Below are 15321 nucleotides of genomic sequence, written 5' to 3'. Positions count from 1 at the left end.
TTGATAAAGCTTTATAAAAATAAAACGTTTTTTAATCTGCTAAATGTCCTGATCGTCATCGTAGCATTCATGCTCTTTGTCTTTCCGAATTCATTTAGGAATATTAAACTGCCGTTTTTACTGTTGTTTTTTATCGTTGGTCTTTCTCAGATACATAAGATTGAAAGGGTAGTTGTTTTCAGTCTTCTGCTGAGTCTGATGATCACCATTATTTATCTTGTGATCGGGGTCAATAAGTCTAAAGATCCTATGGAAGCACTCAGTCAGGTTCTCATTGTTTATGCTTTTACACCGATCATGTGGACGGTTATTATGAATTACTGCTTTGAGAAATTTCCTTTACCAAAAATCATCAGATACCTCAATATATACATGGTTCTGGGCTGTATTTCCGTATTTGTGGCCATCTGGCTTTTCATGAACGGAAAAAGACAGATTCTGGAGCTCATTATAGAAGATCCGAATATGACCTTTACTAAAAAAGGTATTGTGGAGATGAAGCTTTTCGTTTATGGTTCACTGATCTTTTTTATTCCTGCATTTATACAGATACAGAAAATTTTCCCGAGAAAAATCCTGTTTTTTGTGATCCTTCTTTTAACGATAAGTACAGCAATTGTTTCCGGAAGATCCGCACTTCTTTTAAGTGTTTTTTTAGGATTGTTTTTTTATGTTATGATTAATGCCTCCTTTGAAATTGTAAAGTATATTTTTCTCGGGCTTTTATTGGCGGTCTTACTGTTTTTTATATTAAACAGTTATGGGGTAAATGTATTCAACGTATTGGAAGGTTTTTATGATAAATTATTCGGTGGAGGAGATAAGGTTCGTGCAGAGCAGACCGAGGCACTGATTAAAGGGATTAACAGAAATATTTTCGGAGCCGGGCACGGCGTAGGTGTTGACTATATTAGAAGTAAAAAATTCCCCTGGCGTTATGAAAATGTGCCTTTTGCAATCATTTTCAGAGTAGGGCTTTTCGGATTTTTAATTTATTCTATTCCTTTTCTGTATTCGGTATATAAATACGTGACGTTAAAATCAAGAAATCCGTACGATCATTATATGCTGGTAGGATTTATATCGATGCTTGTAGCCACCTTTACCAATCCTTATCTGGAATCTTTCGAGTTTAATATATTTTATGTGATACCATTCATATATTTTGTAAAAAGAGATAAAATTTTTAATGAAAAAAATAGTTTACTTCACTAAATATTCTTCTTTGGGTGCAAGCAGCAGGCTCAGGAGCTTTCAGTTCTTTTCTTCTTTACAGGAAAAAGGATTTGAAGTAAGCCATTCTTGTCTTCTTGGGGATCGATATCTCTCGGCTTTGTATGATAACAGGAAAAGTAGGTTTTTATATTTGGTTGCAGGATATTTTAAGCGGATGCTTGTGCTGCTTTCCGTCAAAAAGTATCATATTGTTGTTATAGAAAAAGAATTATTCCCTTACCTGCCGGCTTGGGCAGAGGTCGCTTTAAATAAAGCCGGAATCGGATATTTCGCAGATTATGATGATGCTATTTTTCACAACTATGATCTTAGCAAAAACAAATGGCTGCGAAAATTTTTGTCTGATAAAATAGATATCGTGATGAAAAACAGTAAATGTGTATTTGCCGGTAACAGCTATCTTGCAGACAGAGCAAAAAAAGCGGGCGCCAGGAAAATAATTCTTTTACCAACGGTAATTAATCGTAATAAATATTATAAAATAGATAATAAGGATCTTTCCCATTTTACACTAGGCTGGATCGGTTCACCATCTACCTATAAATATATTGAAGAATTATTTCCTGTATTCAAAAAACTTAACGAAGAATTTCCGCATTTCAGGGTCAATATTATCGGGGCCAGGCAATCTCCGGAAACAGATGGATTTATCAGCTTTATTCCCTGGAATGAAAATACAGAGGTTGAAGAAATCAATAAATTTGATCTTGGAATAATGCCTTTACATGACACACCTTGGGAACAGGGCAAATGTTCTTACAAGCTCATACAGTATATGGGATGCAGTATCGCGGTTCTTGCATCGCCTGTAGGGATGAATAACGATATCGTAAATCCGGGGAAAAACGGAGATTTTGTACACGGAGATGATTGGTATAATGCCATAAAAAAATACATAGAAAATAAGCAGGTAACAATTCAGGAAGGTCATGAAGGAAGAATGTTGATAGATTCAACATACAATACAGATAATAACTTGAAAAAAATAATTAGAGCGTTTGAAAACTAAATTAGTACGTATAACAACAGTTCCGGTTTCTCTGAAAGTATTACTGAAGGGGCAGCATAAATTTATGTCAGAATATTTTGATGTAACGGGCGTTTCTTCATCAGGACAAGAGCTATATGATGTAAAAGATTCGGAAGGTATTAATGTGGTAGCTATTGAAATGTCAAGGGCAATTACTCCTCTCAGCGATTTAAAATCTCTTTGGAAAACCTATCAGTTTCTAAAAAGACAGAAACCACAGATCGTTCATACGCATACTCCGAAAGCGGGAATTATAGGAATGCTGGCTGCAAAATTGGCAAAAGTTCCGCTTAGGCTTCATACTGTGGCTGGACTGCCTTTAATGGAAGCACAGGGAACCAAGCGTAAAATATTGGATTTTGTTGAAAAACTCACCTACACTTCCGCAACAAAAGTGTACCCGAATTCTAAAGGATTGTATGATTTCATCCTTAAAAATAATTTAACACAAAGCAAAAAACTGAAGGTTATAGGCAATGGATCATCCAACGGAATCGATACCCGCTTTTTTTCTCCTGAAAATATTAATGATGAACAAAAAGATCAGCTAAAAAAAGAGCTCAACATCACTGCATCAGATTTTGTTTTTGTATTTGTAGGACGTTTGGTAGGTGATAAAGGCATTAATGAACTGGTTCAGGCTTTTTCACAGATCAGTAAGAATGCAAATCGGTCAAAATCGGTAAAGCTTTTACTGATCGGCCCTTTGGAAGAACACCTTGATCCCTTGCAGCCGGAAACAGTGCAAGAGATAAAAAACAATCCTGATATTTTGGATTTAGGATTTCAGAAAGATGTGAGACCCTATTTTGCGGTTTCAGACGCGCTGGTTTTTCCAAGCTACCGTGAGGGCTTCCCTAATGTTGTTATGCAGGCGGGAGCGATGGAATTGCCAAGCATCGTTTCCGATATCAACGGCTGCAACGAAATCATTGTTGAAGGACAAAACGGAATGATTATTCCGGTAAAAAATAGTGATAAACTCAAAGTAGCCATGGAGAAAATACTTTCGGATACAGATTTGTATCAGAAGCTGAAAATAAATTCCAGGCCTATGATTCAGTCGCGGTACGAGCAGTCTGTGATCTGGAATGAATTATTAAAGGAATATAAAACCCTGCTTAAAGAAAATAATATAGATGTATAAGAACTTATTGAAAAGAGTAATTGATTTTCTGATTGCTTTTTCAGGTTTGATTTTATTGTCACCTGTTTTTCTTATTGTACTTGTGGTGCTGTATTTTCAGAATGACGGCAAACCGTTCTTTTTCCAGAGAAGGCCGGGACTTAATGAAAAAATGTTTAACATTATTAAGTTTAAAACCATGACGGATAAAAAAGACAGCAAAGGAAATTATCTGCCGGACGCTGACAGACTTACGCCAATGGGAAGTTTTATACGCCAGACTTCTCTTGATGAGATTCCGCAGCTGATCAATGTTCTTAAAGGAGATATGGCCATCATTGGTCCGAGACCTTTATTACCGCAGTATCTGCCTTTGTATAATGAATCTCAGAAAAGAAGACACGAAGTTCGTCCGGGAATCACAGGTTGGGCTCAGGTCAATGGAAGAAATGCTATTTCATGGGCAAAGAAATTTGAACTGGATGTGTGGTATATCGATCATGTTTCATTTGTCCTGGATTGTAAAATTGTACTCCTTACTGTTAAAAAAGTTTTTAAAAAAGAAGGAATCAATAAAGAAGGGCAGGCAACAACAGAAGCCTTTAACGGAAATAATTAAAAGTGTAGCAGTATATTTATATGGGAGTAAGCGTCATGGCAAGGTAGTTGCTGAAACTGCAGAATAAAACGGATTCATATTGAAGCATCCATAAATGAAGATATTTCAGATAAAATTCCTGATTATTCTGTACGTTATAAACTACATAAGAAATATAGAAGTCGTTATTGCGACAGAAAAGACAAATAAGAAAAAGTAATTGATCAACTGTTATTAATTATTTGAGCTTACCTGACCCTCCAATCATGAATATTCAAAAATAGTACATAAAAATGAGTGTGCTTGTAGTTGTCCCAAGTTTTAATTAATGTTGCTGATACAGTAAGAAGTTTCAATAGCAAAAAATGGGAAGACTATAAATCACCAGATTTGAGATAGTAATAAATTAAAAAAAATAATTATGAGCATTGAAATATGGCTCTCTTCCCCTCATATGGGTGGAACAGAAATAAAATATGTCAACGAAGCATTTGATACCAATTGGATAGCTCCTTTAGGTCCGAACGTAAATGGCTTTGAAACTGATCTGGAAAAATTTCTGAACCAGGAAGTAAAAGTTGCGGCACTTTCATCCGGAACAGCAGCCCTGCATTTAGCATTGATCGAATGCAATGTTGGTTACGGCGATGAAGTGATTTGTCAGTCTCTTACTTTTTCAGCTTCGGCCAATCCTATTGTATATCAGGGAGCGACCCCTGTTTTTGTTGATTCAGAAAAAGATACCTGGAATATGTGTCCTGTCGCATTAAGGGAGGCAGTAGTAGACAGAATTTCCAAAAATAAAAAACCAAAAGCTATTGTTGCGGTTAATCTTTATGGGATGCCGGCAAAAATGGATGAGATTTTAGCCATCGCTACAGAATTTGATATTCCTCTTATTGAAGATGCTGCCGAATCACTTGGTTCTACTTACAAAGGAAGATCTTGTGGTACTTTCGGACGTTTTGGAATTTTATCTTTTAATGGAAATAAAATTATCACAACTTCCGGCGGAGGAGCATTGGTATGCCATTCAAAGGAAGACAAAGACAGGGCCGTTTTCCTTTCTACACAGGCGAGGGATAAGGCACCGCATTACCAGCATTCAGAGATAGGATACAACTATAGAATGAGTAACGTTTCAGCAGGAATAGGAAGAGGGCAAATGGAAGTCCTGAACAGCCGGGTAGAAGGCCGAAGAAAAATGCACGACTTCTATGCTGAAATTACCAGAAATATGGATGGTGTAGAACTGTTTTGCGAGCCGGACACAGATTTTTTCAGCAACCACTGGCTGTCGGTAATAACAATTGATGAAGCAAAAGCATCTAAAAACCGGGAAGATCTTCGTCTTGCATTTTTGGAAGATAAAATAGAATCACGCCCAATCTGGAAACCGATGCATATGCAGCCCGTTTTTAAAGAGGCACCCTATTACGGAGGAGATTTTGCAGAGAAGCTTTTTGAAAGCAGCCTGTGCCTGCCATCGGGATCTAATCTTTCTGATGCTGACAGAGCAAGAATTGAAAAAGTAATGGTAAACGTTTTTTCAAACAAAAAACTTTCAGATAGTATTGTACCTTAAAATCCTAAATAATTTATAAGGCAAAAACAAAAAGCAGAGATGATATTATCTCTGCTTTTTTATAGTGTAAATACAAGTATCTGTTATCTGAATTTCCGGTTAGAATTGCTGTAATTACCGGCATTTATTCCGTGGAAATTATTGTAGGTGTAATAAAGATCCTTAAAGTAAATATCCGTATCGGCATCATACTTTTCGATCGCAGGAAGAGTGTGCTGCTTCTTGGATGCGCTGTAAGCGTATTTCTTTTTGGAAACTGTTTTTTTCTTAGGACAATGGCAGTGCAGATGGTCCTGTTTTCTGTGCTCATCAAGTTCAACAACTTTAATCTCAGTACGCTCATACTTTTTGAATTTTTCAAAAGCATTCAGATCAAGGGTAAACCAGGGTTCGCCATGATAAAAATAATGATCGGTAATTTCAGGATTAAAAATATCTTTATTTTCTAGTGGTGCGGATGAGTAGTAACCATTGCAGTCAGTACACTTGGCAACTTGTATTTTTATCGACATAATATTAGGATTTAAAGTGATTCTCTTTGCTATATCAGAAGTTGTGCCATAGGTGCAAATCTCACATAAAAATTAATAAACCACATCAGGAAGATGGCAAATAATATCAGAATAGACTTTACGTAAAGAAAAACTCCGGTGAATCTTCATCAATAATAATTTCTTTTTATTTAATTTTCGGTTATCATAAATTTAATCTCCAAATTTTCTCCCGATTTTCTTTTTGCTATAATTTTTACGTCTTGCATATAAAAATGGTTAAGGAAAAATCAAAAAATTAACGAATTTTTATGTCTAAAAGTGTTTTTTTTACACTTTTTAATAAAAAAAATAATCTTTTTTTTAACGTTTCTTATCATAGTATTTTAAAACAAAATTTCAATCTCTTTTTTTAATTATTTTTTTTCCAAGGTGTTGTAAACTCATGTTTTAAGATTGACATAAGTGTAATTTTAATGATAACCTTATCATAAAATATATACAATTGTTATCATAAAAAATCGATATGTAAATAGTTGATATGTAAGTGTTAGCAGTAAATTTATTTTTTTTATTCAATTGAATTTTTATATTTGTGATGTTACATAAATGTTAACGATTAAATGAGCCCTGACTTTATTCATACATACGTGTCTGTAGATTGTGTAGTATTCGGATTTGATCTCGAAAACCGCCTGAACATTTTATTGGTTCAGCGACATGTAGATGAGATCCCTTTGGAAAGAAGAAGAAAACTGCCCGGAAGCCTGATCTTTAGCAACGAAGATGTAGATGATGCTGCAGAAAGAGTACTTCATGAACTTACAGGAATCCGTAAAATGGTTCTTAAACAGTTTAAATGTTTTGCAGATCCGGGACGTGCAAATAATGAACATGATATCACGTGGATGGGTAAAGAATATAAACACCATATCGACAGGATTATTACGGTGGCTTATCTTTCACTCTGCAAGATTGATCATAAGATCAACAGTACCAAGTATGATAATGTAGACTGGTTCCCGATTGATGAAGTGCCGGAGCTGCCATTTGATCACAATAAGATTATCAGTGAATCACTGGTGGAAATCAGAAAATGGATAGAATCAGACTTCTCTATCATTTTTGAACTGCTGCCGAAAAGATTCACCATCAGACAGCTTTATCAGCTCTACAGCGCATTAAGTGAAAAATATATTGACATTAAAAATTTTCATAAAAAAATATCATCATTCAACTATATCGTGCCGCTGGACGAAATTGAAAAAAATGTTTCGCACCGTGCTGCAAGATATTATAAGTTCGATGCGAAAATCTACAAGAAAAACAATACTAAACTCATTAAATAAAAGCTCCTCAATAAAATTATGTACTTACTAGGCTATGACATCGGCAGTTCTTCTGTAAAAGTTTGTCTCATCGAGGCATCCAGCGGAAAAGTGATTGCTTCAGAATTTTCCCCGAAAAAGGAAATGAAAATCACCGCTGTGAATCCGGGATGGGCAGAACAGAACCCTGTTGATTGGTGGACTAACCTTAAACTGGCACACGAAGCCGTAATGCACGAATCAGGAATTCATCCTGAAGACATCAAAGGAATCGGAATTACCTGGCAGATGCACGGTCTTATCCTGGTAGACAAAGATCAGAATTTATTGAGACCGTCTATTATATGGTGTGACAGCCGTGCGGTACAGTATGGCGAAAGAGCTTTTAAAGAAATAGGAGAAGAAAAATGCCTGTCGCATTTGCTGAATTCACCGGGTAATTTTACGGCATCCAAATTAGCCTGGGTAAAAGAAAACGAACCGGAAATTTTTGATAAAATTGATAAAATAATGCTTCCGGGAGATTACATCGCCATGAGACTTTCCGGACAGATAGGAATGACCATTGAAGGCCTTTCGGAAGGGATTTTCTGGGACTTTAAAAACAACTGTATTTCAGAAGATGTGATTGGCCACTACGGAATACCGAAAAGTTTCTTCCCTGAGATTATTCCTACTTTTGGAATCCAGGCTTCGGTTTCTGCAGCAGCAGCCCAGGAATTAGGCCTTAAAGAAGGAACCCCGATTTCCTACAGAGCCGGAGATCAGCCGAACAACGCACTTTCACTGAACGTGTTTAATCCTGGAGAAATCGCTTCCACTGCCGGAACTTCAGGAGTTGTTTACGGAGTGCTTGATCAGCTGGAATATGATAAATTATCAAGAGTTAATACGTTTGCCCACGTTAATTATACTCCGGAACAGATCAGGCTGGGCGTTTTACTCTGCATCAACGGGACAGGAATTCTGAATTCATGGTTGAAGCATAATTTTGCAACGTCATTATCTTCATATGGAGACATGAATGAGCTGGCTTCGCTTTCGCCTGTAGGATCTAAAGGTCTTAGCATTGTCCCTTTCGGTAACGGTGCCGAAAGAGTGTTGGAAAACAAAGAAACCAACTGCTCAATTCACGGAATTAATTTTAACATTCACACTAAAGGAGATATTCTGCGTGCGGCGCAGGAAGGAATTGTCTTTTCCTATGAATACGGAATGAATATCATGAGAAATATCGGGATGGATATTCAGGTAATCCGTGCAGGAAATGCCAATATGTTTTTAAGTTCAATATTTCGTCAGTCACTTTCCAGTGTCAGCAATGCGGTTATTGAACTTTATGATACCGACGGAGCCGTAGGAGCTGCAAGAGCTGCGGGAATAGGAATCGGGTTTTATGCAGATTCTAAAGAAGCTTTTTCATCACTCGAAAAAATAGCAGTGATAGAGCCTGAACACGAAAAACAAGAACAATATCTGGAAGCTTACACAAGATGGAAACATCATCTTAATGAAATAATCTAAAAAATCAACAGAAGTTTTCCATAGCTCTTACCGACCTCTCAAAGCCGGTGAGCAGGGGATTTCTACGCAAAAAAAAAAATAAAATAAATAAAAAATATGAACACTTTAACTGGTACGAAAGAGTTTTTTACGGGGATCGAAAAGATTAAGTTTGAAGGGAAAGAAAGCAGAAATCCAATGGCATTCCGCTACTACGATGCAGAAAAAGTAGTAATGGGAAAACCCATGAAAGACTGGACCCGTTTTGCAATGGCGTGGTGGCACACTCTGTGTGCAAACGGAAGCGATCCGTTCGGAGGGGCAACCATCCATCATCCGTGGGATATCGGAAATGATGCCGTAACAAGAGCAATGCACAAAATGGATGCAGGCTTTGAATTCATGTCTAAAATGGGATTCAGCTACTACTGTTTCCATGATATCGACCTTGTAGACCCGGCAAATAACTGGAAAGATTATGAGAAAAACCTTCAGACTGTGGTTGAGTACGCCAAACAAAAGCAGGCAGAAACCGGAATTAAACTTTTATGGGGAACCGCCAATGTTTTCACCCACGAAAGGTACATGAACGGAGCTTCTACCAACCCGAATTTTGATGTAGTAGCATGCGCGGGAACTCAGGTGAAAAACTCTATCGATGCAACCATTGCTTTAGGTGGAGAAAACTACGTATTCTGGGGCGGAAGAGAAGGATATATGAGCCTTCTAAACACAGACATGAAACGTGAAAAAGACCACCTTGCCCGTTTCCTTTCAATGTCCAGAGATTATGCGCGTCAGCAGGGTTTTAAAGGAACTTTCCTGATCGAACCTAAACCAATGGAACCTACAAAACACCAGTACGACTACGATTCTGAAACGGTAATCGGGTTTTTAAGACATTACGGACTTGACAAAGATTTTAAATTAAATATTGAAGTAAACCACGCAACGCTGGCAGGACACACTTTTGAACATGAGCTTCAGGTAGCGGTGGATGCCGGACTTTTAGGAAGTATTGACGCCAACAGAGGAGACTATCAGAACGGATGGGACACAGATCAGTTCCCGGTAGATTACCTGGAAATGGTTCAGGCATGGCTGGTGCTTCTTCCGGCAGGCGGACTGGGAACCGGAGGGGTAAACTTTGATGCAAAAATCAGAAGAAATTCTATTGATCCGGAAGACTTATTCATCTCTCATATTTCAGGAATGGATGTTTTTGCAAAAGGACTTCTGGCCGCTGCTGATATTCTTGAAAACTCAGACTATAAAAAATTAAGAACAGACCGCTACGCTTCTTTTGACAACGGAAACGGAAAGGCATTCGAAGAAGGAAACCTTAAACTGGAAGATCTTCAGAGAATAGCGCATGAAATAGGGGAACCTCAGCCAAAAAGCGGAAAACAGGAATTGTTTGAAGCTATCGTAAACATGTATATCTAATCTTAAAAAATGAAAAGGCTGCTAACACTAGGGATTTACCAGAACTATAATTATTAATAGCCTTTTATTCAACCCTAATATTTAAAAATAATAATTATGAACCGATTTTATTTAGCTAAAACCAATAAGGCGGCCCTGTTTTTTGCCATGGCCTTATTACCTTCCGGCTTCGCGTATGCCCAGGTTAAAAAAGATTCGGTAACAAAAGAGAGAAAGATAGATGAAGTTGTTGTTATTGGATATGGTACACAAAGAAAAGAAGCTGTCACGGGATCTGTGGCTACCGTAAAAGGAGATGTTCTTCGTGAAGTGCCTTCAGCAAACATTACACAGGCTTTACAGGGAAGAACTGCCGGGGTAGATATTTCCCAGACTTCTACAAAACCTGGAGCAGCCATGCAGATCCGGATCAGGGGAACAAGATCATTAACAGGGGACAACAACCCGCTTATCGTTCTTGATGGGATTCCGTTCGTAGGATCTTTGAGCGATATTAGCTCAAGTGACATTAAAAGTATAGACATCCTCAAAGATGCTTCTGCAACGGCAATTTATGGCTCAAGAGGTGCAAACGGAGTTATACTCGTAACAACAAACAGAGGATCAAAAGGACAAAAACCGAGATTTACCTACAACTCTTTTACCGGAGTTCAGACTCTGTTTTCAAAATACCCGATGATGGATGGGCCTAAATTTGCCCAGCTTCGTGCCTATGCCACACCTGCAGGAAACACAACGCCTTTGTACACCAATGGTGCAGACGAAAATAATAATAACAATACCGACTGGCAAAGCCTTTACTACAAACCGGCAATGATGACCAGCCACGATGTCGGTGTTTCAGGAGGTACGGAAGGAGGAAATTATAATGTAGGATTGTCTTACTTTAAACAAGATGCATTAATACCGCTTCAGAGTTACGAAAGATTCTCTTTGCGTACGGCAATAGATCAGCAGGTAGGAAAGTCCTTTAAATTCGGATTCACCACTAATACCAATTATTCGGTTTCAGAAGGAAACGGAGTAAATCCGGGAGCTGTTCTGGGGTATTCACCGCTTGCGGATCCTTATAATGCAGACGGCACCTTCAAAAGAGTAATGAGTACTGCAGGAGGAATAGATCAGACCTGGATCTATACCCGTAAAACATTAGAAGGATTAAACGATAAATATGTAGATGAAACCAAATCTTTTGCCTCGTACAATAACCTTTACGGTGAGGTAAGTCTTCCTCTGAACGGTCTTAAATACAGATTGAATGTTGGATTAGACTTCCGTACAGCCAATAACGGAAATTACACGGGAGTTGGAGTATTCAATACCAATCCGCTCGGGCCGTCATCTGCAGGAAGAGGGAATAACCAGACCTATCACTGGGTAGTGGAAAACCTTTTAACTTACGACCGTACATTTGGCAAACATAAGGTAAACGCGGTAGGATTATATTCGGCAGAAGGAAACAGGTTTACAAGTTCCTACATGAGTGCAAAAAATGTACCTGCAGACTTTTTCCAGTATTATAATTTAGGACAGTCTCCTCAGGCGGACATTACCGTAAGACCGGAAGATCAGAGGTATGAGCAGACAGGTCTTCTTTCAGCGATGGGAAGAGTAATGTATACTTATGACAATAAATATATGTTGACCGCAACGCTTCGTGCAGACGGATCTTCAAGACTTGCTCCGGGAAATAAATGGCATACCTATCCGGCACTGTCTTTAGGATGGAACATTACGAATGAATCTTTCATGCAGAATATCAAGGCGCTGAATCTTTTCAAGCTAAGAGCAGGTTGGGGACAAACTTCCAATCAGGCAGTAGCTCCTTACTCAACATTAGGATCACTTACCGTAACGCCTTATAATTTCGGAGGTTCAAATGGTACAGGGGTTTACGTAAATCAGGCTCCCAACGCTGATCTCGGATGGGAATATTCTAAAACACAAAACTACGGAGCAGATTTCGGATTATTCAATAACCGTATTACCGGTAGTATAGAATATTACAGAACACATACTTATGATCTGTTATCTAATAAATCGTTGCCACCATCTTCAGGTCTTTCTTTTGTAACGAAAAATGTTGCGGAAACAGAAAATAAAGGATGGGAATTCTCTTTAAACGGAACAATTTTAGACAATCCGGACGGTTTCTCTTTGGATGCAGGAGTTAACTTTTATACCAACAGAAATAAGATTTTAGCACTCGCTTCAGGAATCGACAGAGATGTAAACAACCTTTGGTTTGTAGGCCATAATATTAACTCTCTGTATGATTATCAGTATATTGGTCTTTGGCAGGCAGGAGACCCATACCAGAATATTCTTGAGCCGGGAACGGCAGCAGATGTGGTGGGTTCTATTAAAGTGCTGTATACCGGAGGATATAATGCGGACGGAACTCCTGTACGTGCTATTGGCCCGGATGACAGGCAGATTTTTGATACGGCACCGAAATATCAGGGCGGATTTAATATTCGTCTGGCATATAAAAATTTCGAACTTAGCACCGTTGGGGCTTTCCAGCACGGCGGAATTTTAATCAGTACATTGTACGGATCTGCAAGTTACCTGAACAGATTAACAGGTAGAGGAAACAACGTAGATGTAGATTATTGGACGGAAAATAATACAGAAGCATACTTCCCTCGTCCGGGACGCCATTTAAGTGGTGACAACCCGAAGTATTCTTCCACGTTAGCTATGTTTGATGCTTCTTATCTTAAGCTTCGTACTATTACTTTAGGATACAACATCGATAAAGATTTCTTAAAAGATCTGAAAATTACAAGTTTCAGAATTTATGTAACGGTTACCAATCCTTTAGTCCTGTTTTCACCATATCATAAGTTTTCAGGAATGGATCCGGAACCTAACTCTTTCGGAAATGAAAACCAGGCGGTTAGCGGATATCAGAGCCGTCAGCTTATTATCGGAACCAATAATCCGTCTACAAGAAATTATTTAATGGGTCTTAATTTAACTTTTTAAAACTGTACAGTCATGATAAATTTTAACAAAAAAATGATATTGGGAGCAATCTTTTTATCATTAACATTTACAGGATGTAACGAGATTCTTGACGAGCAGCCAAGGTCCGTCTATACTGTTGATTACTTAAGTACACCAGACGGTATCAACCAGAGTTTTACTTCTTTATACAGACAATTACGACTTTTATATGGTAACGGTTACTTTATGAGCAACTGTCAGAATGGTACCGATGAATCTACCTGGGCACAAAGTGCGGATGGTAATTTTAAAGAACTGGATATGTCAGGACAGGGGAATATCAATTCCAATACATTTCCTACAAGCATGGTTTGGGGTTCTGTTTTTCCATACATAAATACAGCCAACGGAATTATTGAAAAAGGGCCTGCTGCAGGTGTTGCAGAAGCCATGATTTCTGAAGCCAGGTTTTTCAGGGCGTTTGATTATTTTATGCTTGTTCAGACCTACGGAGGTGTTCCTTTGGATCTCGGTTCGGGAGAACTTAAATTTAATACAGCACCGGTAGCTACTTCCACAAGAAATACGGTACCGGAAGTTTACTCAAAAGTAATTTTCCCGGATCTCAAAAAGGCGGTAGACAATTTGCCAATTTCACCACGTGTAACGGGAGGAGTTACGAAAAATGCAGCTAGATTATTTTTGGCTAAAGCATATCTTACCTACGGTTGGTGGTTGCAGAACCCTAACAATATCCCTACCTATCCGGAAACACCCAGAACTGATCCGGACGGTCACAATGCACAATGGTATTTCCAGCAGGCTTATGACGTGGCAATGGCGGGAATTACCAATCCTGCACCGTACAGTTTACAGGCTACTTTTTATGATGTAAATGTAGGTTCCAATGATAGAAATAATGAATGCATGCTGTATGCAGACCATACTTCATCCAGCACATATTATAATGAAAGTGATCCTGTAGGATTTGGTTCAGGATGGGCTCCTGATAACTTTGCAGCCTGGATGCAGACCTGGAACTATACGGCCATCAAAAGCAGCAAAACAGCAGCATGGGGCGCGAATGACGCTGTGAGTTCTATTCAGCGTGAAGCAGCTCAGTCACTGGGAAGACCTTGGGTTCGTATGTGTCCTACATTAGGTGTTATTAAAAATACTTTTGCCGATAAAACCCTTGATTCCCGTTACGATGGTACTTTTGTAACCACGTATAGAGGAAACTGGAATAAAAACGGAACAGGACTTACAACAGTACCGGTTCTATACAACGCAAACAGCCTTCCGGTACAGCCTGGAGGAGCTATTCTCAGCTTCCTGAACGACGATTCTCAAACTCCTGCCTATCCTTCAGGGGCAGGACAAAGCGGAGTAGGAGCAGGAACACTGCCAGGAAGAGCAGACTGGGTAATTGCACCGAACGGTATCAGCAGAATTGTTTATCCTGGTCTTTGGAAAATCGGAACTTACCGTACGGATGATCCGAATGGCTTAGGTTATCCGAATGCAGGCCTTACCCGTCCGTTTAATGTTGCGAAATTCTCCGAATTTTACTTCATTGCAGCGGAAGCAGCCGTAAAAGGAGCTTCTGGAGCGATGAGCGCAAGAGATCTCATCAACGTTATCCGTGCAAGAGCAGGAAAATGGAAGTTCAATAATGCGCAGAATGTTTCTTATATCGCTGATAACAGCGCAGCTATGATCGCCGCAACGCCTTCAACAATCACTATTGATTATATCCTTGCAGAAAGATCCAGAGAATATTATGGAGAATTCTACAGATGGTATGATTTGGTACGTACCCAAAAATGGGAGCAGTATGCAGCTACCTACCAGATCGCAGGAGCTTCTTACGGAGACCATACGCCGCAGACGGTAACAAGAACAATAAAACCTTTCCATTATCTGAGACCGATTCCTCAGAATCAGCTGGATGCGATGGAAGTGTCTGCAGATGTAAAAGCAAAATACCAGAATCCTGGTTATTAATTGATTTTTATTCTTACAT

General features: G+C 38.7%; 11 protein-coding genes. 10 read left to right on the top strand and 1 reads right to left on the bottom strand.

Annotated elements, in window-relative coordinates; translation table 11 throughout:
* The 5 genes from U9K52_RS07320 to U9K52_RS07300 all read left to right on the top strand — a co-directional run bounded on the left by U9K52_RS07320 (position 1) and on the right by U9K52_RS07300 (position 5575).
* Complete coding sequence (locus U9K52_RS07320; RefSeq protein ID WP_263603301.1) at positions 1-1215, top strand: hypothetical protein; 1215 nt, start codon at positions 1-3, stop codon at positions 1213-1215.
* Positions 1190-2245, top strand: coding sequence for a glycosyltransferase family 4 protein (locus U9K52_RS07315; protein WP_263603300.1), 1056 nt, complete (start codon positions 1190-1192; stop codon positions 2243-2245). Before U9K52_RS07320 ends, U9K52_RS07315 begins: the two co-directional genes overlap by 26 nt.
* Positions 2235-3413, top strand: a complete 1179-nt coding sequence (locus U9K52_RS07310) for a glycosyltransferase family 4 protein (protein ID WP_322925798.1) — start codon at positions 2235-2237, stop codon at positions 3411-3413. Before U9K52_RS07315 ends, U9K52_RS07310 begins: the two co-directional genes overlap by 11 nt.
* Positions 3406-4011 (top strand): sugar transferase, encoded by a 606-nt coding sequence (locus U9K52_RS07305; RefSeq protein WP_248392933.1) that lies wholly within the window; start codon positions 3406-3408, stop codon positions 4009-4011. Before U9K52_RS07310 ends, U9K52_RS07305 begins: the two co-directional genes overlap by 8 nt.
* Positions 4012-4411: 400 nt before the next feature.
* Positions 4412-5575, top strand: a complete 1164-nt coding sequence (locus U9K52_RS07300; protein ID WP_322925797.1) for a DegT/DnrJ/EryC1/StrS family aminotransferase — start codon at positions 4412-4414, stop codon at positions 5573-5575.
* Between the two features lie 83 nt (positions 5576-5658).
* Here the strand turns inward: U9K52_RS07300 and U9K52_RS07295 are convergent, their stop codons facing one another.
* Positions 5659-6087, bottom strand: a complete 429-nt coding sequence (locus U9K52_RS07295) for a hypothetical protein (RefSeq protein WP_248392936.1) — start codon at positions 6085-6087, stop codon at positions 5659-5661.
* Positions 6088-6689: 602 nt separating this feature from the next.
* Here U9K52_RS07295 and U9K52_RS07290 point away from each other — a divergent pair.
* The 5 genes from U9K52_RS07290 (at position 6690) to U9K52_RS07270 (ending at position 15302) form a co-directional block, all read left to right on the top strand.
* Positions 6690-7415 carry an NUDIX hydrolase gene (locus U9K52_RS07290; RefSeq protein WP_066438240.1) on the top strand — a complete coding sequence of 242 codons (726 nt, stop codon included), beginning with the start codon at positions 6690-6692 and terminating at the stop codon, positions 7413-7415.
* A gap of 18 nt (positions 7416-7433) precedes the next feature.
* Positions 7434-8918 carry a xylulokinase gene (locus U9K52_RS07285; protein ID WP_322925796.1) on the top strand — a complete coding sequence of 495 codons (1485 nt, stop codon included), beginning with the start codon at positions 7434-7436 and terminating at the stop codon, positions 8916-8918.
* 96 nt (positions 8919-9014) lie between these two features.
* On the top strand, positions 9015-10343 hold the full coding sequence (xylA, locus tag U9K52_RS07280; protein WP_263603295.1) for a xylose isomerase: 1329 nt from the start codon (positions 9015-9017) through the stop codon (positions 10341-10343).
* A 96-nt stretch (positions 10344-10439) separates the two neighbouring features.
* Complete coding sequence (locus U9K52_RS07275; RefSeq protein WP_248392941.1) at positions 10440-13334, top strand: SusC/RagA family TonB-linked outer membrane protein; 2895 nt, start codon at positions 10440-10442, stop codon at positions 13332-13334.
* 12 nt (positions 13335-13346) lie between these two features.
* On the top strand, positions 13347-15302 hold the full coding sequence (locus U9K52_RS07270) for a RagB/SusD family nutrient uptake outer membrane protein (protein ID WP_248392944.1): 1956 nt from the start codon (positions 13347-13349) through the stop codon (positions 15300-15302).
* Positions 15303-15321 lie beyond the last annotated feature (19 nt).

Origin of the sequence: Chryseobacterium sp. MHB01 (assembly GCF_034651565.1) — a bacterium.
GTDB classification, from domain to species: domain Bacteria; phylum Bacteroidota; class Bacteroidia; order Flavobacteriales; family Weeksellaceae; genus Chryseobacterium; species Chryseobacterium nepalense.
Note: the sequence above shows the minus strand (reverse complement) of the source record. Positions and strands in the feature narration are given on the sequence as shown.